Origin of the sequence: Acinetobacter sp. AS167 (assembly GCF_037152175.1) — a bacterium.
Taxonomy (GTDB): domain Bacteria; phylum Pseudomonadota; class Gammaproteobacteria; order Pseudomonadales; family Moraxellaceae; genus Acinetobacter.
The window spans coordinates 195746-220436 of sequence record NZ_JBBCMP010000002.1 but is presented as its reverse complement, the minus strand read 5'-3'; the positions used below and the strand labels follow the sequence as shown (position 1 = coordinate 220436).

Genomic DNA, 24691 nt, shown 5'->3' with positions numbered 1-24691 from the left:
GCAACGCAAGCTAAGGGTTTAGCTCGTCAAATGTATGAAATTTCAATCTGGGATATGGTTGGGCTCTTTACATGTGATTTGAATTCGCTATTAATCAAATAGTATTAGCATGTGCTTAGATTAAAATAGACTGAGTATTACTAATTAAATCCAAAGTGAGTTTTTCCAGTTGCTTAGATTGTTGTTTCCAATGATGCCAATATAGATGTAAATCGGTTCTTGCTTTGGGTATGATTTCAAGTAATTGTCCTGTTACTAATTCTTTTTGAATTTGCATTTTAGGTACCATGCCATAGCCCAAATCGAGCAAAATCGCATCTACAAAAGATGTTGCAGAAGGAATAAAGTGGCATGGATAACTGTTTGGCATCAAGCCAAAAACTTGCTGTAAAACTTCGGCATGCACGTGGTCTTTATCATTAAAAATAACAGCAGGGATATGCCGTAATGTTTCACGTTGAATACCATGCTGAAAGTAAGTGTGGATAAAATTCGGTGTAGCAACCATCCTATAACTCATTGTACCTAAATGAATCGCCTCACAGCCTTTCATTGGTTTCGATTCGGTTGAAATACAGGCATTGACTAATCCCGCTTCCAGTAAGTGATGGGTTTGAGTTTGATCATCAATTTTTAAGTCTATAGCAATTTTTTCTGTAAGTAAGGTGTGTTGAATTGTGGGTAATAGCCACGTCACCAATGAATCGGCATTGGTGGCTATGTTTAATTTAAAAAATTGTGATTGTGAACTTTGTCCTTGAAGACTCTGAATTAAATTCTGTTCCATCAAGCGATGATGTTGTAGAAAAAGTAACACTTCCTGGCCTGCTTGAGTGACTTTGCATGGTCTTTCTCGAATGATCAGGACTTGTCCAAGTTGTTTTTCCAAAGTTTGCAAACGTAATGTTACCGCTGACGCTGTGATGTTCAAACGAATAGCAGCTTGCTCAAAGCTACCTGTTTCGGCAACCGCTAGAAAAGCTTCACTATGCTTACTTTGTAACATGCGGATCCTCTAAAAAATTGGGCGTTTTTATATAAAGAGATGAGTTATTTTAAAATACCCCATTACCAATAACTAAGAAAAACTTAACTTAAATGATATTTACTTAGAAATACTCATTTAAAGGAGTAAATTTGGATAATAGCACAATCCATTCAAAACTTTAAAAGTGTAGTTTTAAAATGTTGCAAAGTTATATGCAGGGGTTAGCTGTTGGGTTTAGCCTGATTATTGCAATTGGCGCTCAAAATGCTTTTGTACTCAAACAAGGTTTAAAGAAGCAACATGTATTTTGGGTTTGCGTGGTCTGTGCCGCATCTGACTCGATTTTAATTTTATTGGGTGTGCTTGGATTTTCAAAAGTTATTCAAACCCATCCAGAGTTTGTCGATTGGGCAAAGTATTTCGGAGCAACGTTTTTATTGGTCTATGGAGCACAACATTTTCTACAAGCTTTCAGAACATCGACAGGTTTAAAACCGAGTGAAAATAATGAATTCAAACTAATGAAAATGCTTCTGATTTGTTTAGCTTTAACTTGGTTTAATCCACATGTTTATTTGGATACTGTGGTTTTAATTGGTTCTATATCGACAAAGTTTGAATCTACCGCCGCGCTGTATTTTGCGATTGGTGCAGTAACGGCATCGTGGTTATTCTTCTTTAGCTTAGGTTTTGGTGCACGCTTTTTACTCCCCGTTTTTCAAAATCAACGCTCATGGCAAATATTAGATTTTATTATTGCATTAGTCATGTGGGGAATTGCAATATCTTTGCTGGTTTAATTGGTATTGTTGGTCAACTCAGCATAATGATCATTTTTAATGAGAAAAGAAGGAATAAGCTATATCAGATTTGAGTATGTTCTCAATAAGAAACTGCTAAAGTCCCTGACACGCTTAAAATCGCGTTAACTTCAAAGCGAGTAGGGACTTTTGCAGTTAAGCTTTTTGTAGTGCTTTTAAGTCTTCTAAAACTTGTTCAGCATGTCCAGCTGCTTTAACTTTACGATATTCTTTAACCAGTTTACCTTGATGATAAATAAATGTTGAGCGTTCAATTCCCATCACTTTTTTACCATACATATTTTTTTCTTTAATCACATCAAAGTGTTTACATAATTCTTCTTCTTTGTCACTGATCAGATTAATGGTCAATGCTTGCTTTTCAGTAAAGTTTTGATGTGCTTTTACAGAGTCACGAGATACACCAATGATAGTGGTATTTAAAGCGTCAAATTGGTCTTTTATACAGGAGAAACCAACCGCTTGAGTGGTACAGCCAGGTGTAGAATCTTTTGGATAAAAATATAAAACTAACCAATCTGTGGAGAGCTCAGTGAGATTGATTTCACCCGTAGTCGTAGGGAATTTTTGATTCGGAAGTAATATTTGCTCAGTCATTGTTTGTCCTTAAATGCTATCTTGTTTAAGTTCAAGTGCTAGAAATGCATAATTTTCATGATACAGAATATCACCTTTATGCAGTAAAAGTGGTTTTTTAAAAATGGGACCATCTATCAATGTGGTATGAAATTCACCAGCTTCACCACATGGATCAATCCCTCGTGTAATTAATTCATTCACAAAATCAGCTGTTAAAATTCTACCTAAATCTTCAACCCGCATACCGAGGTTTAAATTAATCGTCACAATGATGCTGACAAAACCCAGTTGAATCAATTCACTCACAATGTCGAGCCGTGGTTTTTGCCATAATGGCATGCATAACTGTAATTGGCTTTGCTCACAGACAGATTGGTTCCATTGCGCATGTCCAATCAGATCAATATCACCCGTAACAAGGGCTTCTGCACCCAGCTGTTTGGCTTGATTGAGCAGATTTAAAAATTGATGTTCATACTCATTCCACGTGGCTGCTGCTTTAAGAATTGGTAAACCAATCAGCTTAGCTTGAGTATCAATGATATCCAGCGGCATGGCGTGAGAACGAGATCTTTGCCCATGTTCTTCTAACATGACCATTAAAGCCACGGCTTGTCCAGTTTGCAAAGCATGGTATAACGCAAGGCTACTATCTTTACCGCCACTATATGAAGCAACAAACTTTTGTTGCTGTAGAACAGTGTCCCATTGATCTAGCATATCGCTTTGTATCATCCAATTGTAAAAAGAGCCTGCATATGCAGGCTCTTCACAACAAGAAGAAATTATTTCTTCGCTTGTGCAGCTTTCATTGCTTCTTCAGTTAAGGTTTTTAATTTACCTGTTAGCTGAGGACCAAAACATGTTTGAAGGTCTTGGTTGTTTTTTTGAACGAAAGCCAGTGTCGCTGGGCTTTTCTTTTGGTTAATGGCACTTTGAATTTGCCATTTTTGATCATTGGTTAACTTACCATCAGATTCAACAGCACAGCTACAGTATTTACTTACTTCCGCAGAAGTTAACTTACCACCTTTAGCAGTTTCTGTTTTACACACACCAATAAGCGCAGATTTCACATTTGCGCTTTTATAGGCTTGTTGAACTGCATTTGATTCAGCAGCAAAAGCCGTAGATCCCATTAAAGCCGAGGCTGAAAATAAAGCAGAAAGAATAAGACTTGATTTTAAATTTTTCATAAACAGTACCTTGTTATTGCGGTATATAACGTGTTGGGTCTGCAATACCTGCATCCTTAAAACCTTCTTTACGAAGTCGGCAGCTATCACACTTGCCACAAGCACGTCCTTGGTCATCTGCTTGATAGCATGAAACCGTTTGACTATAGTCTACGCCATGTTCGATACCTAAGCGTATTATATTCGCTTTGGATAAATGTAACAGAGGTGTTTCAAATTTAAGAGGCTTTCCTTCCACACCCACTTTCGTTGCAAGACGAGCCATATTGGCAAAAGCCTCGATAAACTCTGGTCGGCAGTCAGGATATCCTGAATAATCAACAGCATTGATGCCAATTACAATTGCTTGAGCATCAAAAACTTCAGCAGCAGCAAGTGCATAAGACAAGAAAATGGTGTTACGTGCTGGAACATAAGTTACAGGAATACCATCTGTTTCATGATCAGGTACATCAATGTTAAGGTCTGTAAGCGCTGAACCGCCTAAATTACCTAAATCGATATTAATCACACGATGTTCTACACCTGCGCGTTGCGTTAAAGCACGGGCTGCATCGAGTTCAGTGGTAGAGCGTTGACCATACATAAAACTTAGGGCGATACAGTCATAGTTTGCTTGAGCCCAAGCCAAACACGTCGTTGAGTCTAAGCCACCAGATAATAAGACTACGGCACGAGGGCGCATATCCAACTCTCCAAATATTAATAATTGACGATAAATTTAACGACCAGTTTCATCGTTCCAAAGCAATTTATGTAATTGCAACTGGAAGCGAACAGGGAGATGGTCTTCTAAAATCCATTGTGCTAAATCACGAGCAAGCTGAGGCAAACGTGCCGCACCTTTTTGCACTGCAAAAGCAGGAGAAAACCAAACTGTACTGACTTTTTGCTCTAAAGCGTATTGTTCAACTTGCTGTTTAGACCATTCATAATCTTCACGATTACAAATCACAAATTTGATTTGATCATGTTGTGTTAAATGATCAAGATTGCTCAGTAAATTTCGTGCAACCTCACCCGAAGTTGGGGTTTTTAAATCTAAAACTTTTGAAACGCGTGAGTCGACTTTAGAGACATCTAAAGCGCCGCTGGTTTCTAAAGAAACTTCACAACCTAAATCTGCCAAACGTTGCATTAGGGGTAAGGCATTGGGTTGAGCGAGGGGTTCGCCACCTGTGACACAGATGTAAGGAGTTTTATAATCTAATGTTGTTTGAATTATTTGGTCAAGCGATTGGCGCTCGCCACCTTCAAAAGAATAGGTGGTATCGCAATAGGTACAGCGTAATGGGCAACCCGTTAAACGAATAAAAACAGTAGGTAAACCCGCAGTGTTGGCTTCACCTTGCAATGAATAAAAAATCTCCGTGATACGTAGCCCCGCAGACGGATCAGAAACAGGAATAGTTGAAGAACGAAGAGAATTCATGAAATTTACCACAGATTACAAAATGAAAAATCTCTACGATCACGATTGACCGTAGAGATGAGAAGCGATTGCCATGCTAGATGACTAAAATTCCACGAGGGGATATAAATTAGTCTTCGCGAAGCAATTCGTTCAGGCTTGTTTTAGCGCGTGTTTTAGCATCAACTTTCTTGACAATAATTGCAGCATATAAGCTATACGTACCACATTTAGATGGTAGGCTGCCTGAAACAACAACTGATCCAGCAGGTACACGACCATAATGGATTTCACCTGTTTCACGGTCAAAAATCTTAGTCGATTGACCAATGAATACGCCCATTGAAATAACTGAGCCTTCTTCAACAATCACACCTTCAACGATTTCAGAACGTGCACCAATAAAGCAGTTATCTTCAATGATTGTTGGGTTTGCTTGAAGTGGTTCAAGAACACCACCAATGCCTACACCACCTGAAAGATGAACATTTTTACCAATTTGGGCACACGAACCTACAGTTGCCCATGTATCGACCATTGTGCCTTCATCTACATAAGCACCAATGTTTACATACGAAGGCATCAATACTACATTTTTCGCTTGGAAAGAACCTTTACGCGCAACAGCAGGCGGTACTACACGTACACCAGCAGCTTTAAATTGTTCTTCAGTCCAACCTGTAAATTTAGTCTCTACTTTGTCATAGAAACGAAGATCACATGATTCGATTGGCTTGTTATCATTTAACTTAAAAGACAATAACACAGCTTTTTTCAACCATTGGTGAACAACCCATTCACCGTCAATTTTTTCAGCTACACGAAGTGTACCGTTATCTAAGCCAGCAATGGCTTCTTCAACAGCTTGACGTACTTCAGCAGGGCAATCTACTGCTGTAAAGTTAGCACGGTTTTCAAACGCTTGTTCGATGATCGTTGAAAGCTGAGACATGATCTTCCTTCCCAAAAAATTTTAAAAGATTCTACACCAAATTGGACTCAGTTTAGATATAAAATCTAGTTTCAATCGAAAAAACTAATCTTATAATTTAAAATAAAATAACCAAAAGAGCGAATTGTTAAGTTTTTATTTAACTTATTCTCTTTAAAAACAACAATTAATATCTATTTGTATCAAAAAATAACAAAAAGCAATCAATTTATCTATTAATTGTGAGCAGAGAATCACATATGATCGTCCTGAGTCCAACACATTAATGATTAAAGAACAAACTCTATTTTTTGAGGAGACATAAATGAAAGTGTTAAAATTATTGGCTGTTACAGCTGCGTTATCTGCTTCTGGTCTAGCAATGGCAGATGGCTCTGTTGTTGACCAAGGTTATGCATTTGAAGCAAACCAATTAATTCCTACAGGTGCTCGTCTTGAAGTCGGTACAACTGGTTACGGTGGTGCTTTACTTTGGACTGCTAACCCTTATGTTGGTTTAGCACTGGGTTATAACGGTGGTGATATTTCTTGGTCTGATGATTTAAAAATCAATGGATCTAAATATGACTTAGACATGGACAACAAATTAGCGTATTTAAACGCTGAGATTCGTCCTTGGGGTGCAAGCCAAAATACTTGGGCACAAGGTCTATATGTCGCTGCTGGTGTAGCTTATATTGACAATGATTATGATGTAAATCGTAATATTGGTCGTAATGCATCATTTAAAGTTGATGGGTCACGCTTTAATGCTGGTTTAAATGATAATGTATCAATTAAAGGTAACCAGAAATACGATAATGATATTGCCCCATATGTAGGCTTCGGTATTGCTCCGAAAATTAATAAGAATTTCGGTGTATTTGGTGAAGTAGGTGCTTACTACACAGGTAATCCAACAGTGGAACTGGTTTCTAGTAACCCAGGATTAATTGGTGATGATGGTCGTACTCTAGGTCAAGCAACTAGAGCAGAAGCGGATAAAATCCGTAATGATGACAAATATAAATGGTTACCAGTTGGTAAAGTGGGCGTAAGCTACCATTGGTAATTGATTGTTGATCATGTAATAAAAAACGAGCTTCGGCTCGTTTTTTTATTTTGAACTGGGTATTTTTTATAACTGGATTTTCAGATGAATCAAAAGCGATAGCCAAGTCGAATTCCATGGGCAAAAGCATCATTATGAGCCACTTCAGATAAAGTTGAGTTTTGAATAATCGAAGTATTGGCATCTAAGTCGCTAACTTTTGCTTTATTGAATTTAAAATATTTAACACCATAAGAAATAAAGCTCTGCGGATTGATGTTATATAAAGCACCCAAACCTAAAGCATAAAAGCCATCAGAAGGATTTAAGGTTCCAGCGGGATTCGCAGTGCCTGAATCCCATGAAATATCCGTAGTGGCAATCCATTGTTGTGAAAATATATGTGCAAGCCCAAGCTTTGCAGACCATTGATTTTTGTTGTAATCAATCAAATTAAAAGGTTTGATTAGCTCGGGATATTGTTCTGCAGCAATATTAACCACTGCACCAAATTGTCTAGGTTGAATTTCAAAATCTTTCCAATTGACCCACCTCAAATTACCATAAAGAATATTCGATGGTGTTAAACCAGTCTGAAGATCCAAATTGATGGATTGAGGTGTGGTGATTTGCGTTTTCGCGAAGGGAAGAATACTTAAAGCTTGCTCTGCAACATCCTCATTGATTGCCGATTGATGATTGATTTTGGAACGATAGGTAATCGCAGTTTTTACTGCATACTCTGGAATTTGGTAGCTTAGACCTGCAAGCCAACCATGACCTGAACTTTGTTTTAGCTCTGCATGATAACCACTCATCGCTGAATAGTTTGCTCCAAAGACTTTGAGTTCACCCTCAAACTGTTGATAAATGCCACCAGTATATATATTCCAATTCGCACTAGGTTGATAACCCAATAACATTGAAAGGTTTTGGCTTTTAAACTTAAATTGACCCGACTCTAAAAGTTGCTTTCCAGCAAAGCTCTGTGGGCGATATTCATAACTGAGATCAACACCATAAGGCTGATCATAAATCAGTCCAAATGAAAGTTGCGAGGCAATTTGTAGTTTTGCGGCAGCTTTGACAAAGTGGTAATTGTTAACAAGGTTGCCTGTTGAAAAATCTTGAATGCCGAGTTGTTTGAATTGCTCATGTTGGGGTAGTTGTCCTGAAACATCTGCATAGAGCTCTGCATAAGACAACTCTACATAATGACGTGGTTCTAAAAAAGCAAGGATAGACTGGTCAGATTTCTCCATACCTGCTGCATGGCTAAAAAGAGGAACAAAACTTCCAAGGGTTAAGCCCCAAGCAATCGAATTCATTCATTCCCCCAAAAATAAATTGATCAGTGATTAAGATAAGACTAAATTTTATACTAAAAAAGCATGCTCATAATAAAATATTAAATAAAATCAAATAGATTAATTATTCTTAAGAGTTTGTGTTTTATTTTTAAATGATAAAAAAGAGAGCCGTAGCTCTCTATCATTAATCATCATGACTCTTTGATGGTTTCTTTCTTGATGATTGATTTCAAAGTTTAATCATCAGGATACGCAATTTTTTTCAATGCTTTGATATCAGCTTCTGGAGAGCAGAGCGAAATAAACTCATAGCCATAGCCACGGAGTAGATGCCCTTTACGAACTGCAATCCATGTCGTATTTAAACCAAAAATATCAGTATCGATTTGTTTTAGACGCTTATCTCGTTCTGTGTCATAAGCGACATCATTGACGATACCGACACCCATTCCCAGTTCAACATAGGTTTTGATCACATCGGCATCCAGTGCTGACATCACAATGTCTACATCTAAATTGGCATCTTCAAAGGCTTTATCAATTTTAGAACGTCCAGTAAAACCCCCGTGATAAGTAATAATTGGAAATTCAGCCAATTTTTCTAAGGTAATCTCTTTGGGATTAAGCTTAGTCAATGGGTGATCTTGTGGCGTAATGATGCTGTGTTTCCAGTTATAGAAAGATACACTGCCCAAATTATCTTCAGTGGTCAGTGATTCAGTTGCAATACCGATATCAGCCAAACCAAGCAATAACATTTCAGATATTTCCACAGGACTGGCTTGTTGCAAAATCAAATGAACTTTTGGAAATGCTTTTTTAAATAAATTCACGATCGGTGGTAACACATAACGTGCTTGTGTATGTGTTGTTGCGATGGTGAGTGTACCTTCATCAACTTTATTAAAATCGTCTGCAAGACGTTTAATATTGTCAGCATCAATGAGCATGCGTTCAACAATACTCAGTAGGGCTTGACCAGGTTCAGTTAAACCTAATAACCGTTTACCTTTACGAACAAAAAGTTGTACACCCAATTCATCTTCTAAATCTTTAATATGCTTACTTACACCTGATTGCGAGGTATAAAGTGCAGCAGATGCTTCAGTTAAATTGTAATTTTGACGAACTGTTTCTCGAATAATTCGTAATTGTTGAAAGTTCATGATGTTCGATACCTCAAATGTGGATGAATAGGAGTAATATTCATCCTGTCGTCGATTATGCGACTTGATTTTCAAATAGGTGAAGTGTAGATGCACTTACCCAAACTGTTTGATTTGGTCGATATTGATGTAATTTTGCTTCATCAGGATTTAAAGCAATTTCAATCAGTTGTCCTTGACGATCTTGTAACTCTGCCATAACTTTACCCGCAATCCACAACTCACGTAAGAAAATTGCTTGAATTGTATTTTCAGTCGGTTGCGTATGAATTTTCAATTCATTTGGTCGGGCAAAGGCAATCACTTTACCATTGGCGGTTTGTGTAGCCGAAGGCAGATGGATGCGATCTTCACCAATTTGAATGATGCCTTGATGGTTTTCACCTTCAAAACGGTTTGCTTGACCTAAAAAGTCAAATACAAAAGGTGTTGCAGGCTTTTCATAAACTTCACGCGGTGAACCAATTTGTTCAATATCACCTTTGTTCATTACCACGATTTGATCAGCAACTTCTAAGGCTTCTTCTTGATCATGGGTAACAAAGATTGAAGTGATATGTAATTCATCATGTAAAGTACGTAACCAACGGCGTAATTCTTTACGTACTTTGGCATCCAGTGCACCAAACGGTTCATCTAAGAGTAATACCCGAGGTTCAACAGCCAATGCGCGTGCCAATGCAATACGTTGACGTTGACCGCCAGACAATTGCGCTGGATAACGATCTGCTAAGAAACCGAGCTGTACCAAATCTAGTAAACGGGTAACGCGCTTTTTTATTTCAGTTTCATTTGGTCGAGTTGCTTTTGGACGAACACGTAAACCAAATGCAACATTGTCATAGACGGTCATATGACGGAACAATGCGTAATGCTGAAAAACAAAACCTACTTGTCGTTCGCGTACGTGAATATTAGTCGCATCTGTACCTTCAAGAATGACTTGCCCTTTATCGGTAGATTCTAAACCAGCAATGATACGCAGTAGTGTCGTTTTACCACAGCCAGAAGGGCCAAGTAGCGCAACCAGCTGACCTTCTGGAAAATCTAAAGAGATGTTTTTAAGTGCATGGAATGCACCGAAGTTTTTTTCAATATTTTTAACTTGAATACTCATGTGCAATTCCTTAAGAAACAGTTGATTCTTTACTTTCTCGATCTTGTTTTTCTTGGCGATATTCAACCCATGTTTTTAAAATCAGGGTAAAAATGGCTAAGAATGCTAACAGTGTTGAGACCGCAAAAGCAGCACTAATCGAATTTGGTTCGTTATATAAAATTTCAATATGCAACGGTAAGGTATTGGTTTCGCCACGAATATGTCCTGAAACCACAGATACTGCACCGAATTCACCCATGGCACGTGCATTACACAAAATCACGCCATAAATAAGACCCCATTTGATATTTGGAATGGTGATTTTCCAAAAGGTTTGCCAACCAGAAGCTCCGAGTACAATCGCAGCTTCTTCTTCTTCCGTACCTTGTGCTTCCATCAATGGAATCAATTCACGTGCCACAAAAGGAACAGTAATAAATACAGTGGCAAGGATAATGGCCGGTGTTGCATAGAGGATTTTAATATCATTTTCAATTAACCATGATCCAATCCAACCTTGTGAACCAAAGATTAAAACCAACATTAAACCAGCAATGACGGGTGAGACTGAAAATGGTGTATCAATAATGGTGGTTAAGAATGATTTTCCACGGAAATTAAACTTGGCGACACACCATGCTGCTGTAACACCAAAAATCACATTCAAAGGTACTGCAATGGCTGCAGTCAATAATGTGAGTTTGACTGCAGATAAAGTATAAGGGTCAACTAGTGAGGCAAAGTAGACTTGAACCCCTTGTTTAAATGCTTCAACAAAAATAAGCACCAACGGTAGAATTAAGCAGCTTAAAAAGAAAATCAGACCAATAATCAGTAAGGTATTACGTACCCATGCCGGTTCACGTGTCGCATCACGAGATTGCAATTTTTCTGCCAAAGCATTGCTATTGGTATTTAAGCTCATCGTGCTGTTCTCCCTGTACGGCGACTAGCCCAAGCCTGTATCAAGTTAATCAGGAACAAGATAAAGAAAGAAATCACCAGCATCACAACTGCAATTGTCGTTGCACCTGCATAATCATATTCTTCAAGGCGCGTAATGATCATTAACGGAGCAATTTCAGTTTCGTAAGGAATATTTCCCGCAATAAAGATTACCGAACCATATTCACCCACACCACGAGCAAATGCCAACGCAAAGCCAGTCAGTAATGCAGGAAACAAAATCGGTAAAATGATTCTTGTTACGATCTGAAAACGGTTTGCACCCAATGCCGAAGCGGCTTCTTCTAGCTCAGTTTCAAGATCACTTAAAACAGGCTGGACTGTACGAACCACAAAAGGAATACCAATAAAAATTAAAGCAAGCGTAATACCCAGTGAGGTATAGGCAATTTTAATCCCTAAAGGCTCAAGCAAATGACCAATCCAACCTGTTGATGCATATAAAGAGGTTAACGCAATACCTGCGACCGCTGTAGGTAATGCAAAGGGTAAGTCCACCAATGCATCGACTATACGTTTACCAGGAAATGAATAACGGACTAAGCACCAAGCCAATAAAAATCCGAAAATGACATTGATTAAGGCTGCAATGAGGGCGGTGGTAAAACTGAGCTGTAATGATTTTAAAATACGTTCAGAGCTCAAGATTTCCCACAAACCATCCCAACCTACGCCTAATGATTTTATGAATACAGCAGACAGTGGTATCAGTACTATTAATGATAGATACGCTAGGGTGAAGCCTAGTGAAAGACCAAAACCTGGCAGCACTCGGGATCGCTGCGACATGATGACTCCTCAAAAGAGAGAAAGCTTATTGAAATCAATAAGCAAATTTAAAACGATTTTGCAAGCTTAAAAGGCAATGATTAAATTGCAAATTTAAATAACAACTTGTTGTCATCAGTATTACTGATAAAGAAGTTTTGCTGATTAAAAATCAAATGATCATAAATTTCAGGAAAGTGCCCAAAGCCTGATGCAACATTGATATGCCCAACTTGACCTAAATTTCGAGGTCTAATTTTCCATGCTTTTGCCAGCTTTTGTGCATCCTCAAAATTCAACCAAGGATCATTTTCAGAAATAATCATTTCAGCAGGCACAGTTATTTTCAATTCATGAAAATAAGCTTCATAGTCACCCATACTGTTTCGAGCAAAACCAGCCTCACCAAAACGTGCTGGATTAGCTGGTGCAACTAAAATAATTTTTCTTACTTTAGCTACAATTTCAGGATGTTGAGCCAAAGCAGCAACCGTGGTTAAACATCCGAAACTATGTGCAACAATTTGAACAGGTTGTTCAGAATTGACGACAGTCGCAACAAATTGGGCAATCCAGTCCTTCAGAATAGGTAAGTTCCAATCTTGTTGTTGTACGCGCGAGCAAGACATGAGTTCACGTTGTAATTTAGATTGCCAGTGATCGTAATCACTACCACCAACGCCTGGAACAATAATTGTATGAATCAAGTCTATGCTCCTGTTTCCTTTCGTTTAAGTTTATTTTAAACAGTTATTTGCTGCTTGCATTGGCTTTTACGATTTGATCAAAAACACCATTATTTTCAAAATGTTGCTTTTGAACTTTAGTCCAACCGCCAAACTCTTTGTCAATTGTGACCAATTTTAACGGTTTGAAGGTTGTCGCATACTTTTGTAAAATTGCTGCATTACGCGGACGATAGAAGTTTTTCGCTGCAATGTCTTGACCAGCAGGTGAATACAGATAGTTTAAATATGCTTTCGCTAAGTTTAAGTTACCGTCTTTTTCAGCATTCTTTTCAACAATCGCGACAGGGGGTTCTGCTAAGATCGATAGTGATGGGGTAATGATTTCAAATTTACCCGGTTGTTCACGTGTAGATAAATACGCTTCATTTTCCCAAGCTAATAACACATCGCCAATACCGCGTTCTGCAAATGTTGTAGTAGAACCACGTGCACCAGAATCAAGTACTTTAGTTTGTTTATAAATTTGACGTACAAACTCTTGTGCTTTCGCGTCTGAACCATATTTATGTTTTGCCCAAGCCCATGCTGCCAAATAGTTCCAGCGTGCACCACCTGAAGTTTTAGGGTTTGGTGTTACAATTTCTACACCTGGTTTTACCAAATCACCCCAGTCTTTGATGCCTTTCGGGTTACCTTTACGGACGAGGAAAACGATTGTTGATGTGTAAGGTGTAGAGTTTTGTGGGAATTTCTTTTGCCAGTCTTTTGGCAATAAATTTGTATTTTGCGCAATTGCATCAATATCTGCGGCCAATGCTAAAGTCACAACATCTGCTTGCAAACCATCAATTACAGCACGGGCTTGTTTGCCAGAACCACCATGTGATTGTTTAAATTGGATGTCTTGGCCCGTTTTAGATTTCCAAAATGTTGCAAATTGCTTGTTAAAATTATCGTACAATTCTCGTGTAGGATCATAAGAGACATTTAAAAAATCTTTTGCAGCAACGCTGAAAGATGTGGTTGAAATTAGTGCTGCTGCTACAGCGAATTTAAGTTTAGAGAACTGCATTTTTTTGCCCCATTTAATTCTGAAGTTCGGTAAGATGGAGTGAGCATAACGCTAGTCTTTATCCATAAAAAATAATAAAAAACGAATTTTATATGAATAAAAAAGAAAAAGAAAATACTTATATTGCTTATAGTATTCGTGCAAAGTCATAGGAAACTGCTTAATGATCTGTTTTAAAAATGCTCAATTTGTTGATTCTATTTCACTTTTAGATCGAGCATTTCATTATGGAGATGGTTGTTTTACTACAGTCCGATTACATCAAGATGTTATGGAGTTGGAACTTTTACATCGTGCTCGATTGAAGCTAGCGGCTGAACGTTTGTTTTTAGATGTGAATTTCGAATTGTTGGATCAGACCCTACAAGGTTTAAGACAAAAAAATGGAATATTGAATGGAACATTGAAAGTGATTATTAGTCGGGGAGATGGTGACCGTGGTTATGCAATGCCCGAGCATGAAGCAGACCTTTATGTGGTCTATTATCCAAAAACAACTGCGTGCTTCCAGCCTGAATTAATTCAAAGTGGTGTATTAGATCAGGCGATTGGCTTATTGATGCCAAATTTGGTGGGACTAAAAACCTTAAATCGTTTAGAACAGGTACTACTCAAAAAAGAAGCTCAAGCAAAAGGCTGGTTAGAAGCATTAGTTACAGATGTACAAGGTTCAGTTGTTGAAGGTGTGAGCAGTAATTGTTTTATTCGAATAAACAATAGATGGATTACGCCTGAACTTCGTTATAATGGTGTACATGGTGTGATGCGAGCCGAAATTTTGTCACGGATGCAACATTATGGCGTCACTTGTGAACAGCGTTTTATCGATATGGATGAAATTCAACATTTTCAAAGCCTATTCTTTTGCAATGCACTCAGTCCAATGAAAGCAGTCGAAACGTTGAATCATCAACATCTAGACACTCAATCCTGTGTTGAGTTATTTAATACTTTAAATTTAAGTCAGTTTAATTCTCATGTCTAAAACCAAACCTAAGCCAAAGTCTAAAAAGAAAACTCAAGCCCAAGTGAGCAATAACATTTATAAAGGCATTGCAATCGTTCTGGTTATTTTTTTTCTCATAACTGCAATTATTTTAAAAATGAGTATTTTTAAAGAATATCCAGTGACAGGTCAAAAACAAAAGCTGTCTATTTCAAATGGTGAAACCTATACCGGTTTTATTGATCAATTGGCCAAAGAGGATAAGGTCAGTTTTCCGATTATTCTTAAGCTCTATCGTAAGATTTTCATCCATGACACCATGAAAGCTGGTGTGTATGAAGTGACCAAAGGGATGAATGTACGTCAAGTATTAGAAATGGTTTCTAATATTGAAAATGCTCAGATGAGCCGACTTTTAGTGATTGAGGGAACAACATCCAAGCAATTAATTCAGTCATTGCAAAAAGATCCATTGGTTGAAAAATCAGTGATCCAACTTCCCCGTAGTGAAATGCTGAAAGCTTTAGATATTCCTTATGATCACCCAGAAGGTTTATTTGCACCTGATACTTATTTCTTTGATAAGGGTGCAACGGATAAGCAAATCTTGACTGATCTTTACCAACGTCAAATGAAAATTTTAGATGAAGCTTGGGAAAAACGCGCGCCAGACTTACCTTATAAAAATAAATATGAAGCCTTAATCATGGCATCGATTATTGAAAAAGAAACTAGTGTAGACAGCGAGTTACCTCAGGTTTCAGGTGTGTTCTATCGTCGTTTAAAACTGGGCATGCGTTTACAAACCGATCCTACCGTGATTTATGGGATGGGTGATAAATATACGGGTAAAATTTCTAAGCAGGATTTACGTACACCGACTGCTTATAATACATATACGATCAATGGTTTACCGCCTACACCGATTGCTTTACCTAGTAAAAAAGCCATTGAAGCGACGATGCATCCAGATCACTCTGAAAACATTTACTTTGTTGCCACAGGTAATGGTGGGCACAAATTTACAGCCAATCTGAATGATCATAATCGCGCAGTGCAAGAATATATTCAAGTTATGCGGTCTAAGAATTAAGGAATGAGCATGTTTATAAGTTTTGAAGGTACTGAAGGTGTAGGAAAAACCACGCTCATTCAAAAGTTATTTGATTACTTTCAACAACAAGGTCAACAGGTTGTTTTAACACGTGAGCCTGGTGGTACGCCCTTAGCTGAACAAATTCGTTCATTATTGCTGTCTGTCAATCATGAAGAACAGATGAGTAATGACACTGAGTTATTGCTGATGTATGCAGCACGAGCACAACATTTGGCAACTGTGATTTTACCTGCATTGTCAGAGGGTAAAATTGTACTGTGTGACCGGTTTGTCGATTCAAGCTTTGCTTATCAATGTGCTGGTCGCGGGTTAAGCCGAGATAAGTTACAACTGCTCAATGAAAATTTTGTTTCTAAAATGCCAGATATTACTTTTTGGTTGGATGCACCAATTGAATTGGGAATGAACCGTGCACGTGCACGCGGTGCCTTAGACCGCTTTGAACAAGAAAAAGTGGTGTTTTTTGAATCGGTACGTAGTGGTTTTTCTGAAATACATCTTCGCGATTCTCAGCGAATGAAACGTTTAGATGCAACTCAAGCACCAGCGCAAGTATTTGCCGAGGCGTTGAGTTATTTAAAATAAGTGCCAATCAATCCTCTAAATAAGTTCAGTTGAGCAATTTTCGAGTTTCATAACGCAGACTAAGATAATTTTAGTCACAACCCTGAGCAAGAACAAAGCACTGCTTTGTTTGCAGCGCAAGGCGCAGTGGGGGGACTTAAGTGTTTTTTGTCACTACTTCGTTACCTTGCGAAACGATGTTTCTCATCATTTAGAATGACTAAATTTCGTATTTCGTGCCTAGTATTGCCTAAAAAACACTTATAGTCGTAAACATAGACGAATTGTCAACGGCCCCTAGTGTTTTGAACCGAAAAAGTCTTTATATTGTTTTAGGTCATGGATATAAAGACTTTAATTATGAAAAGCTCGAAAGCTGAAATCGTAGAATTCTTACAGCAATTTTTTTCACCTAGCTTACAACGTTGTGAAATTGAAGAAGTAACCGAAAAAGGAGCTTCATTGGTTTGGCATGTCAGTGATCAAGATATACGACCAGGTGGAACTGTTTCAGGTCCTACCATGATGGCCCTAGCAGATTTTGCACTGTATGTTGCGATTATGGGTGAAATCGGTTTAGTGGGTTTGACGGTCACAACCAATATGAATATTAATTTTTTACGCAAACCAACAGGTGGTGTTGATATTCGCGGCGTGTGTAAATTGATGAAAGTGGGTAAAGCTTTAATTGTGGGGGAGGTCTGGATTTATTCTTTGGATTCGGATGATCCTGTTGCTCATGTGACAGGAACTTATTCTGTTCCACCACAAAAAAAAATCATTTAGGGGTTTTAAAATACCTGTTGGGTGATTTTTTATAATCCCTAGCAGTTTTCTGATGGTTTTTAATGATCACTATTTTTACTGATGGTTAGCTTGTTTTGATCATCAATCTATATTTTTGGTTCAAGCATCATTAACAATAGACTTTTTACGTTCGTTCTTTTTTAAAGCATAGATCATCATACAATCCCCTTATTCTAGCCTTCTCCCAAAGGGAGAAGGGGCTTTCGATAAAAAGTCTAATTCACTCAATATGGCCATTTTTGATTGATGAAAGATCGTTGATGGATACTTAAATCATGAATGTGAGCATGAGTATCAAAAAGAATAATAAATAATCAATTGTATTGATTGATATAGATGTAATTACAACTTGAGTGATATATTGAGTTCTGCAAGGGATAATGCTAATTTATTCATAATAAATAGTTGATTTAAAAATATTAATATAGATTGAATGGAATAAAGAATATGTCATCAGGTCATGAAGTCGTAGATTTGTTTAAGGAACGGGTTTTTCCTTTATCAGATAAATTGACGGAGATGTTAAATGAACACTATTCACATCAAACTGAGCGCCGTGGTTGCGGTTATACGCAGGCTACACGAGTATTGGCTGAGTACATTAATTTTCCGCGTGATCAAATTGAAGCAACTGATTTAAAAATATTTAAAGATTATGATTTTAAGAAGTTAAAAAAAATCATTGAGCAAAAAAATGCTTATGGTTTAGAGATCGATGATTGGCATAACTTAGATCAAAATAAATCGATTCAAAATTTTCTTACTGAAGCCAAAGATGATGAGTTTAAAGTCTTAGTTGAACAAGAAGTTGCAATTCAAGCAAACTTGAGACGCTTATCGCAACAAGCACAATTAGAAGAAAGTAATGTTATTTGCGCTATGTTGGAGGATGTGATTTTACCAAAAACAGCAGATGAAACAGGTTATGTTGAAATTCCGACGCTAGAGGGCAAGCCTAAAGTGGGCTCATGTCCCATGGCAGAAGCATTTTTCTTAAAGATTGCCCATCGCTCCATGTTAAGACAAGGCTCAATTAATATTTTTGTAGATGATCAAAATCGTCCGTTATTGATTGAAAAAATGAATATGGGAGATAATCATTCGTGTATAAATTTACAACCTTTATTGATGAATGGGATTCGTATTCCGATTGGTTCCTTATTTTCTGTCGATTATGATATCGAACAAATTGCAAACAAAGTCCCCAATCAAGAGTTTAAAGGTTATATTATTCCTTATAAAGAGATTCAAGGTTTTTGGTTCTTGCGATTAACCACTTTAGCCATTTCACCTGAGAATCGACAAAGGGCATTTACGACACATTTTGAACAACAAGTGAATAATGGACTGTTTAGTCCGGACACAACACTTATAAAACAACTCAATGATGTTGCAAAATCACAATTGAGAGCACTCATTCTCGGATAGTTTTATGTTAAATGTTTGTTTCTCTCCACGCTATTTTGCTCAAACACATACCAATAGCATGGAAAAACTTGTTGCAGTCGCAGAGCAACTACAGCAATTTAATTATTATAAATTTCATGAACCACAACAAATTGAACCAGAGATTTTAAAAGCCTTACATTCTCCTAAATATGTCGAGGCTTTTTTAACTGGGCAACCCGCAAAACTGGCAACTTTTGCTGGTTTTAAGCCTTGGAATGAACAATTAAGAGATGCGGTACTCTCCATCAATGCTGGGCAATTGTTGGCAACTGAACTGGCACTCCAACATGGAATTGCTGCCAATATTGCGCAAGGGTTTCATCATGCAAATTATGAATATGGTGGCTCATATTGTACTTTTAATGGTTTGGCACTAATTGCACAACATTATGCAAATAAGCGAATTTTTATTTTGGATTGCGATCAGCATGGTGGTGATGGAACGGCTGACTTTACTCGTAGATTGGATAATTTATATAATTTTAGTATTTACGGTTTGGCTTTTGGCTACCCCACGTATGAGCGAGCGGAAAGTCGTCACATTCATACCAAGCATGGAAGTTTTGCTCAATATACCATGGCATTGCATGAAGCATTTCAGCGAGCGAATGAGTGGAAAGCAGATATTATTATTTATCAAGCGGGGATGGATTGTCATCAAGCAGATCCTTATGGTTCAGCATGGTTTACGACAGAGTTAATTCAAAAAAGAGACGAAATGGTGTTTAACCTAGCCAAACGTGAAAATATTCCGATCATGTTTGTACTTGCAGGGGGCTATCAGAATTTAGACGATTTAGCAAAATTACATGCTGAAACTTTTCATATAGCACATCGTATTTATTATGGAAAAAATAAAGATTAGACTCTTTTAAAATTGGCTGGAATACCGTATTTATTGGCTGAATTTAGTAATGTGCAATCTGTATAAATTTATACAATGATAATTATTCTCATTTAAGGAAATTATCATGTTTATTCAAAATTTAGAAAACTTTCCAATCGTTCGTATTAGTTATCAAGCTGAAGATGCAGTTTCAGTTGATGAAACAATTGCAATTTATGAATCATTATTGAGTCGCAAAGAAACTTTTGTTTTTATCAGTGAAGGCGCTTTTCCTGAACAAAAAAATGATCATGAAGAACGCAAGCAAGTTGCAGCATGGGTAAAAGCAAAACGTGAAAGTTTAACCCAATATGTGAAAGCATTGATTCATATTGAACCTGATGAAAATATTCGACTAGAGGCGCAAAAATTTGCCAATAACTTTATTAAGTTTACAGGTTACCCGATGTTTATTGTAGACAATCAACAACAAGCACAGAAAGTTATCAACGCAGTTTTAAAGTGATAAATGTATAGGTAAACCATGCTTGATAATGTGGATGCTTTTTTTGTAGATCAAATAGACCAAGCAATTATTGTATTAAAAATACATCAGCAAGTTCCTGATTGGGAACTTGCGTCACATCAGCATATAAAAAGCCAATTAATGATGACCATCAATGGCTTAATTACTGTGGAAACACCATCTGGAATTTGGGTTGTTCCAGCGCAACATGCTTTATGGATTCCATCAAATGTGTCACATAAAGTCAGTAGTTATGGTATCTCCTCTGGTTATGTTGCATTTATTGATCCCCAACTTGATCATTTCTCAGAACTCACTTGCACTATGTTACAGGTGACAAATTTACTTAATGCGCTATTGGAAAGAGTTGAAAGCTTGTCTGAGAAGGTACTTTCAGAAAAAGGCTTACGTTTACATCAATGTTTGTTAGACGAAATTCAATCGGTTGTAAAGCCAACATTTTTTTTACCGATCCCGCAAGATCTACGTTTAGTGAAAATGACTGACAACTTATTGAGGAACCCTGAGCAAAATCAAAGCCTAGCTAAATGGGCAAAGTTATGCTGTATGAGTGAACGCAGCCTTACACGCACTTTTCATCAAACAACAGGGATGAGTATTAATCAATGGCGAAGAAAGTTACATGTTGTATTGGCATTACAGTGGTTAACTGAAGGGAATTCGGTTCATCAGGTTGCGATGAAATTAGGCTATGATAGTGATAGCTCATTTATTATGATGTTTAAGAAAATAATGCATCTTTCACCTCGAAATTATATGCAGCAAACATAACTTTTTTATTCTCAAATAGAAGACCTAATAGCATTAAAGATTTTGCACATGTCTCATGTTAGATTGAAAACTTTAAATTGATTTGCGTAGATGTAGATGATGCCTCACTTTTCAGAGATAAAAATTAAAAATAATTTCTTTAGCAATAGATACACTATCCCTTATGGATTTTGAACTAGTCTCGCGCTTCACGTGCATGCTTTATGATGTATACCTTTCATGCTCAATTTTAATTCAGAATGTAGACCATGTATGGAAGGGTAATAAACTCTAATATCCTCATATAAAAATAGCCAGAATCATCTGGCTATTTTTCAAGATTTCAAGGAGTTTTAAACTTCTTCATTTACCAGGGGTGTTTCGACAGTAAAGTTTGGCGGTGTTAATACCGTTTTTCTTAATTCAGGGGAAAGCTCTGGATAATCAAGCGTATAATGCAGGCCTCGTGATTCCTTACGTTGCATGGCACAACGAACAATCATTTCTGACACCATGACTAAATTACGCAGCTCAATCAAGTTCTTACTGACATGATAGTCCTGATAATATTCTGTAATTTCTTTCTTCAGCATTTCAATACGATGCAATGCACGTTGTAAACGTTTTGTTGTTCTTACAATCCCGACATAATTCCACATGGTTTGACGCAGTTCATCCCAGTTTTGCAGAATGACAACATCTTCATCAGGATTGGTCGATTGTGAAGCATCCCATTCAGGTACAGTGGGTATGTCAAAGTGATGATTAAATTTTGCTTCAATGTCTTTAGCAGCACTCATACCATACACAAAGCATTCAAGTAGTGAATTGCTCGCCATACGGTTAGCTCCATGTAGACCCGTATAGGATGTTTCACCAATCGCATATAAACCAGCTAAATCAGTTTGGCTATTTTCATCGACAACCACACCACCACAAGTATAGTGCGCTGCTGGGACAACAGGGATCATATCCTTGGTGATATCAATACCAAGTTCCAATAAGCGTGCATATAAAGTAGGAAAGTGCTCTTTGACAAATTCAGCAGGTTTATGACTGATATCTAACCATACATGACGGATACCTAAGCGTTTGATTTCATAATCAATGGCGCGTGCAACAATATCTCTTGGAGCAAGCTCTGCACGTTCATCAAAGCGCAACATGAAGCGTTCACCATCGGGTAAACGTAAATATGCACCTTCACCACGCATTGCTTCCGTGATCAGAAATGAGCGTGCTTGAGGATGATATAAACAAGTGGGATGGAACTGATTAAACTCCATATTTGCCACACGGCAACCTGCACGATATGCCATGGCTATACCATCGCCTGTGGCAATATCAGGATTTGATGTGTATAAATAAGCTTTCATTGCACCACCACAAGCAAGGGCAGTAAAGGGCGCTAAAAAGGTATGAACTTTTTCATTGCTTTCATCAAGTGCATACAGACCAACCGAACGATTAGGTTGTTGTTTATGTCCTAATTTATGTGTGGTGATTAAATCAATCGCAATATAATTTTCAAAAATATGAATATTTTTCTTTTCTTGAGCCCTTTGAACCAGTGTTGTCGAAATGGCCTTACCTGTTGCATCTGCTGAATGAATAATACGACGTTGCGAATGTCCACCTTCACGGGTCAAATGTAATTGTTCATCCTGATCTAATGTAAACTGCACACCATGGTGGAGTAAGAAATCGACAGAAGGTCGCCCCCCCTCTACCGTATGTTTAACTGCTTCAAGCTCACATAACTGTGCGCCTGCAATCATAGTGTCATCAATATGCTGTTGAATGGAATCTGTTTCATCAAGTACAGCAGCAACACCACCTTGTGCAAAATACGTGCTTGCATCGGTTAAGGTCGATTTCGCTAAAACAGCAATATTAAAGTTTTCAGGCAAAGATAAGGCTAAACTTAAGCCAGCACCGCCGCTCCCTACAATAACCACGTCAAATTGATGAGTTGTGCTTAAATTAGACATGTCCATCAGCTAATTTGAAAAATGTTTGCTAATAACACTCTTTTTTTTAACAAATTACAATAGTCACATGTGTCAGATTTTAGTATAAATAAGATATTCTAAGGCTTTTAAGATAAAATTAAGTAAAGTCTTGTTTTATAAAAAAATGTAAACATATTTTTACGTATTTATATTAAATAATATGTTACAAATATTTTTAAGCAATCATCATCAGATACAGGTTCGTGAGAAATGAGTAATGGTCTAATGCAAAAAGGAATGTATGCAGCAGTATTTACTGTCGCTGCGGCAACATCACAAGTTCAAGCTTCAACGCCTGTGGATTTTTCTAACTTGGTTGAACAAGTCAGTCCAGCTGTTGTTAGTGTTAATGTTGTTAAAAAATTATCTCAGGAAGAGTTGTTACAACAGCAAGTCCCTGAAATTTTAAAGCGTTTCTTTGGTAATCAAATCATTATTCCACAACAACGTGCGCCACAAGAAAAGACCGCGTATGGTAGTGCATTCTTTATTAGTAAAGATGGTTATTTACTGACAAATCACCATGTGGTTGAAGATGCATCTAAAGTAACAATTATGCTGAACGATCGCCGTGAAATTGATGCAAAAGTGGTGGGTAGTGACGAACGTACTGATGTCGCTTTGCTTAAAGTTGAAGGAAATAATTTCCCATCATTATCTGTGGGTAATGTAGATCAACTTAAAGTAGGGCAACCTGTTCTTGCAATTGGATCACCATTTGGTTTTGATTATTCAGCATCAGCAGGGATAGTCAGTGCTAAGTCACGCAATATGATGGGTGAAACATCGGTACCATTTATCCAAACTGATGTCGCGTTAAATCCAGGAAACTCAGGTGGTCCATTATTTAACCAACAAGGTCAGGTTGTCGGTGTAAACTCACGTATCTTTAGTGGTACTGGCGGTTATATGGGCTTGTCATTTTCTATTCCAATTGATGTTGCAATGGATGTTGTTGATCAGTTGAAAAAGAATGGTAAGGTTACCCGTTCTTATCTTGGTGTAATGTTACAAGATATCGATCGAAACTTAGCTGAAGCCTATAAATTAGATAAACCAGAAGGTTCACTGATTACACAAGTTGCGCCAAATTCACCTGCAGAAAAAGCGGGCTTTAAATCAGGCGATGTGATCCTAAAATATAATGGATCACCAATTTCACGTACTTCAGAATTATTGAACTATTTGAATCGTACTCAGCCAAATCAATCTGTTAAGCTCGAAATTTTACGCGATGATAAACCGAGAGTGATTACAGCAACTTTAACCGTTGCACCTGATGATACACCTGCAAAAGTTGATAACACTAACACTTCAGCTAAGCCAAATAAAGGGCCTATCATCGGTGTTGCGATTCGTGCGTTAACTGAACAAGAAAAGAATCGTTTAAATGTTAAAGGTGGCGTGTTTATTCAAGATGTGACCAGAGGCGGCTTAGCTGCACAGTCACGGATTTTACCTGGTGATGTAATCACACAAGTAAATAACAAGAAAGTAAATACACCAAATGATTTTGTTGATGCAGTGTCTGAGCTACAGAAAAATACGGTAGCACGTGTAGCGATTGTTCGTGAAGGACAACATGCTATGATTGGATTACGTATTCAATAAATACAACTGATCAGA

General features: G+C 37.5%; 26 protein-coding genes. 11 read left to right on the top strand and 15 right to left on the bottom strand.

Features of this window, described 5'->3' with window-relative positions; genetic code table 11:
* Positions 1–115 precede the first annotated feature (115 nt).
* Positions 116–1006: a LysR family transcriptional regulator ArgP gene (locus WFN33_RS04350; RefSeq protein ID WP_336951765.1), complete on the bottom strand. Its 891-nt coding sequence runs from the start codon at positions 1004–1006 to the stop codon at positions 116–118.
* A gap of 179 nt (positions 1007–1185) precedes the next feature.
* On the opposite strand from WFN33_RS04350, the gene WFN33_RS04345 reads away from it, so the two are divergent.
* Positions 1186–1788, top strand: a complete 603-nt coding sequence (locus tag WFN33_RS04345) for a LysE/ArgO family amino acid transporter (protein ID WP_336951764.1) — start codon at positions 1186–1188, stop codon at positions 1786–1788.
* 156 nt (positions 1789–1944) lie between these two features.
* Here the strand turns inward: WFN33_RS04345 and WFN33_RS04340 are convergent, their stop codons facing one another.
* From WFN33_RS04340 to dapD, 6 genes are all read right to left on the bottom strand, one after another.
* Positions 1945–2406: a peroxiredoxin gene (locus tag WFN33_RS04340; protein WP_336951763.1), complete on the bottom strand. Its 462-nt coding sequence runs from the start codon at positions 2404–2406 to the stop codon at positions 1945–1947.
* A gap of 9 nt (positions 2407–2415) precedes the next feature.
* A complete protein-coding gene (locus tag WFN33_RS04335; protein WP_336951761.1) occupies positions 2416–3108 on the bottom strand; it encodes a diphthine--ammonia ligase in 693 nt (230 codons plus the stop codon).
* Between the two features lie 65 nt (positions 3109–3173).
* Positions 3174–3584: a hypothetical protein gene (locus tag WFN33_RS04330; RefSeq protein ID WP_004717195.1), complete on the bottom strand. Its 411-nt coding sequence runs from the start codon at positions 3582–3584 to the stop codon at positions 3174–3176.
* A gap of 13 nt (positions 3585–3597) precedes the next feature.
* Positions 3598–4269, bottom strand: coding sequence for a 7-cyano-7-deazaguanine synthase QueC (gene queC, locus WFN33_RS04325; RefSeq protein ID WP_004717194.1), 672 nt, complete (start codon positions 4267–4269; stop codon positions 3598–3600).
* A 36-nt stretch (positions 4270–4305) separates the two neighbouring features.
* On the bottom strand, positions 4306–5016 hold the full coding sequence (gene queE, locus WFN33_RS04320; RefSeq protein ID WP_336951760.1) for a 7-carboxy-7-deazaguanine synthase QueE: 711 nt from the start codon (positions 5014–5016) through the stop codon (positions 4306–4308).
* 109 nt (positions 5017–5125) lie between these two features.
* On the bottom strand, positions 5126–5947 hold the full coding sequence (gene dapD / locus WFN33_RS04315) for a 2,3,4,5-tetrahydropyridine-2,6-dicarboxylate N-succinyltransferase (RefSeq protein ID WP_336951759.1): 822 nt from the start codon (positions 5945–5947) through the stop codon (positions 5126–5128).
* 304 nt (positions 5948–6251) lie between these two features.
* Between dapD and carO the strand changes: the two genes are divergently transcribed.
* Complete coding sequence (gene carO / locus WFN33_RS04310) at positions 6252–6998, top strand: ornithine uptake porin CarO (RefSeq protein WP_336951758.1); 747 nt, start codon at positions 6252–6254, stop codon at positions 6996–6998.
* 89 nt (positions 6999–7087) lie between these two features.
* On the opposite strand, the gene WFN33_RS04305 is transcribed toward carO, so the two are convergent.
* The 7 genes from WFN33_RS04305 to WFN33_RS04275 all read right to left on the bottom strand — a co-directional run bounded on the left by WFN33_RS04305 (position 7088) and on the right by WFN33_RS04275 (position 14047).
* Entirely contained in the window at positions 7088–8305 is a 1218-nt protein-coding gene (locus WFN33_RS04305) for an OmpP1/FadL family transporter (RefSeq protein WP_336951757.1), read from the bottom strand.
* Positions 8306–8523: 218 nt separating this feature from the next.
* Positions 8524–9453, bottom strand: coding sequence for a CysB family HTH-type transcriptional regulator (locus tag WFN33_RS04300; protein WP_004717184.1), 930 nt, complete (start codon positions 9451–9453; stop codon positions 8524–8526).
* Positions 9454–9508: 55 nt separating this feature from the next.
* Positions 9509–10570 carry a sulfate/molybdate ABC transporter ATP-binding protein gene (locus WFN33_RS04295; protein WP_336951756.1) on the bottom strand — a complete coding sequence of 354 codons (1062 nt, stop codon included), beginning with the start codon at positions 10568–10570 and terminating at the stop codon, positions 9509–9511.
* 10 nt (positions 10571–10580) lie between these two features.
* A complete protein-coding gene (cysW, locus tag WFN33_RS04290; RefSeq protein WP_336951755.1) occupies positions 10581–11477 on the bottom strand; it encodes a sulfate ABC transporter permease subunit CysW in 897 nt (298 codons plus the stop codon).
* Positions 11474–12307, bottom strand: coding sequence for a sulfate ABC transporter permease subunit CysT (gene cysT / locus WFN33_RS04285; protein ID WP_336951754.1), 834 nt, complete (start codon positions 12305–12307; stop codon positions 11474–11476). Before cysT ends, cysW begins: the two co-directional genes overlap by 4 nt.
* 80 nt (positions 12308–12387) lie before the next feature.
* The gene (locus WFN33_RS04280) at positions 12388–12993 is read right to left on the bottom strand and encodes an RBBP9/YdeN family alpha/beta hydrolase (RefSeq protein ID WP_336951753.1); all 606 of its coding nucleotides are present in this window, start codon (positions 12991–12993) and stop codon (positions 12388–12390) included.
* A 43-nt stretch (positions 12994–13036) separates the two neighbouring features.
* Entirely contained in the window at positions 13037–14047 is a 1011-nt protein-coding gene (locus WFN33_RS04275) for a sulfate ABC transporter substrate-binding protein (protein ID WP_336951752.1), read from the bottom strand.
* Positions 14048–14210: 163 nt separating this feature from the next.
* Here WFN33_RS04275 and pabC point away from each other — a divergent pair, with 163 nt between their 5' ends.
* From pabC to WFN33_RS04235, 8 genes are all read left to right on the top strand, one after another.
* Positions 14211–15032 (top strand): aminodeoxychorismate lyase, encoded by an 822-nt coding sequence (gene pabC, locus WFN33_RS04270; RefSeq protein WP_336951751.1) that lies wholly within the window; start codon positions 14211–14213, stop codon positions 15030–15032.
* Entirely contained in the window at positions 15025–16086 is a 1062-nt protein-coding gene (gene mltG / locus WFN33_RS04265; protein ID WP_336951750.1) for an endolytic transglycosylase MltG, read from the top strand. Before pabC ends, mltG begins: the two co-directional genes overlap by 8 nt.
* Positions 16087–16095: 9 nt before the next feature.
* Positions 16096–16695 carry a dTMP kinase gene (gene tmk / locus WFN33_RS04260; protein WP_336951749.1) on the top strand — a complete coding sequence of 200 codons (600 nt, stop codon included), beginning with the start codon at positions 16096–16098 and terminating at the stop codon, positions 16693–16695.
* 339 nt (positions 16696–17034) lie between these two features.
* Positions 17035–17460: a PaaI family thioesterase gene (locus WFN33_RS04255; RefSeq protein ID WP_336951748.1), complete on the top strand. Its 426-nt coding sequence runs from the start codon at positions 17035–17037 to the stop codon at positions 17458–17460.
* 468 nt (positions 17461–17928) lie between these two features.
* Positions 17929–18909 (top strand): hypothetical protein, encoded by a 981-nt coding sequence (locus WFN33_RS04250; protein ID WP_336951747.1) that lies wholly within the window; start codon positions 17929–17931, stop codon positions 18907–18909.
* 4 nt (positions 18910–18913) lie between these two features.
* Complete coding sequence (locus tag WFN33_RS04245; protein WP_336951746.1) at positions 18914–19795, top strand: histone deacetylase; 882 nt, start codon at positions 18914–18916, stop codon at positions 19793–19795.
* Positions 19796–19901: 106 nt separating this feature from the next.
* Positions 19902–20282 (top strand): hypothetical protein, encoded by a 381-nt coding sequence (locus WFN33_RS04240; RefSeq protein WP_336951745.1) that lies wholly within the window; start codon positions 19902–19904, stop codon positions 20280–20282.
* An 18-nt stretch (positions 20283–20300) separates the two neighbouring features.
* On the top strand, positions 20301–21074 hold the full coding sequence (locus WFN33_RS04235; RefSeq protein ID WP_336951744.1) for an AraC family transcriptional regulator: 774 nt from the start codon (positions 20301–20303) through the stop codon (positions 21072–21074).
* 332 nt (positions 21075–21406) lie between these two features.
* On the opposite strand, the gene nadB is transcribed toward WFN33_RS04235, so the two are convergent.
* Entirely contained in the window at positions 21407–23050 is a 1644-nt protein-coding gene (nadB, locus tag WFN33_RS04230) for an L-aspartate oxidase (protein ID WP_336951743.1), read from the bottom strand.
* 225 nt (positions 23051–23275) lie between these two features.
* Between nadB and WFN33_RS04225 the strand changes: the two genes are divergently transcribed.
* Positions 23276–24676 (top strand): Do family serine endopeptidase, encoded by a 1401-nt coding sequence (locus WFN33_RS04225; RefSeq protein ID WP_336951742.1) that lies wholly within the window; start codon positions 23276–23278, stop codon positions 24674–24676.
* Positions 24677–24691 lie beyond the last annotated feature (15 nt).

Bases quoted from the DNA above. Each gene is read 5' to 3' on its own strand.
- WFN33_RS04240 (WP_336951745.1), top strand. From the start codon at position 19,902: ATGTTTATTCAAAATTTAGAAAACTTTCCAATCGTTCGTATTAGTTAT.
- WFN33_RS04275 (WP_336951752.1), bottom strand. From the start codon at position 14,047: ATGCAGTTCTCTAAACTTAAATTCGCTGTAGCAGCAGCACTAATTTCA.
- WFN33_RS04225 (WP_336951742.1), top strand. From the start codon at position 23,276: ATGAGTAATGGTCTAATGCAAAAAGGAATGTATGCAGCAGTATTTACT.
- mltG (WP_336951750.1), top strand. From the start codon at position 15,025: ATGTCTAAAACCAAACCTAAGCCAAAGTCTAAAAAGAAAACTCAAGCC.
- WFN33_RS04300 (WP_004717184.1), bottom strand. From the start codon at position 9,453: ATGAACTTTCAACAATTACGAATTATTCGAGAAACAGTTCGTCAAAAT.
- WFN33_RS04330 (WP_004717195.1), bottom strand. From the start codon at position 3,584: ATGAAAAATTTAAAATCAAGTCTTATTCTTTCTGCTTTATTTTCAGCC.
- WFN33_RS04250 (WP_336951747.1), top strand. From the start codon at position 17,929: ATGTCATCAGGTCATGAAGTCGTAGATTTGTTTAAGGAACGGGTTTTT.
- WFN33_RS04235 (WP_336951744.1), top strand. From the start codon at position 20,301: ATGCTTGATAATGTGGATGCTTTTTTTGTAGATCAAATAGACCAAGCA.
- WFN33_RS04335 (WP_336951761.1), bottom strand. From the start codon at position 3,108: ATGCTAGATCAATGGGACACTGTTCTACAGCAACAAAAGTTTGTTGCT.
- WFN33_RS04305 (WP_336951757.1), bottom strand. From the start codon at position 8,305: ATGAATTCGATTGCTTGGGGCTTAACCCTTGGAAGTTTTGTTCCTCTT.
- nadB (WP_336951743.1), bottom strand. From the start codon at position 23,050: ATGGACATGTCTAATTTAAGCACAACTCATCAATTTGACGTGGTTATT.
- pabC (WP_336951751.1), top strand. From the start codon at position 14,211: ATGATCTGTTTTAAAAATGCTCAATTTGTTGATTCTATTTCACTTTTA.
- WFN33_RS04340 (WP_336951763.1), bottom strand. From the start codon at position 2,406: ATGACTGAGCAAATATTACTTCCGAATCAAAAATTCCCTACGACTACG.
- tmk (WP_336951749.1), top strand. From the start codon at position 16,096: ATGTTTATAAGTTTTGAAGGTACTGAAGGTGTAGGAAAAACCACGCTC.
- cysW (WP_336951755.1), bottom strand. From the start codon at position 11,477: ATGAGCTTAAATACCAATAGCAATGCTTTGGCAGAAAAATTGCAATCT.
- WFN33_RS04350 (WP_336951765.1), bottom strand. From the start codon at position 1,006: ATGTTACAAAGTAAGCATAGTGAAGCTTTTCTAGCGGTTGCCGAAACA.
- WFN33_RS04345 (WP_336951764.1), top strand. From the start codon at position 1,186: ATGTTGCAAAGTTATATGCAGGGGTTAGCTGTTGGGTTTAGCCTGATT.
- queE (WP_336951760.1), bottom strand. From the start codon at position 5,016: ATGAATTCTCTTCGTTCTTCAACTATTCCTGTTTCTGATCCGTCTGCG.
- queC (WP_004717194.1), bottom strand. From the start codon at position 4,269: ATGCGCCCTCGTGCCGTAGTCTTATTATCTGGTGGCTTAGACTCAACG.
- WFN33_RS04245 (WP_336951746.1), top strand. From the start codon at position 18,914: ATGTTAAATGTTTGTTTCTCTCCACGCTATTTTGCTCAAACACATACC.
- dapD (WP_336951759.1), bottom strand. From the start codon at position 5,947: ATGTCTCAGCTTTCAACGATCATCGAACAAGCGTTTGAAAACCGTGCT.
- carO (WP_336951758.1), top strand. From the start codon at position 6,252: ATGAAAGTGTTAAAATTATTGGCTGTTACAGCTGCGTTATCTGCTTCT.
- WFN33_RS04255 (WP_336951748.1), top strand. From the start codon at position 17,035: ATGAAAAGCTCGAAAGCTGAAATCGTAGAATTCTTACAGCAATTTTTT.
- cysT (WP_336951754.1), bottom strand. From the start codon at position 12,307: ATGTCGCAGCGATCCCGAGTGCTGCCAGGTTTTGGTCTTTCACTAGGC.
- WFN33_RS04295 (WP_336951756.1), bottom strand. From the start codon at position 10,570: ATGAGTATTCAAGTTAAAAATATTGAAAAAAACTTCGGTGCATTCCAT.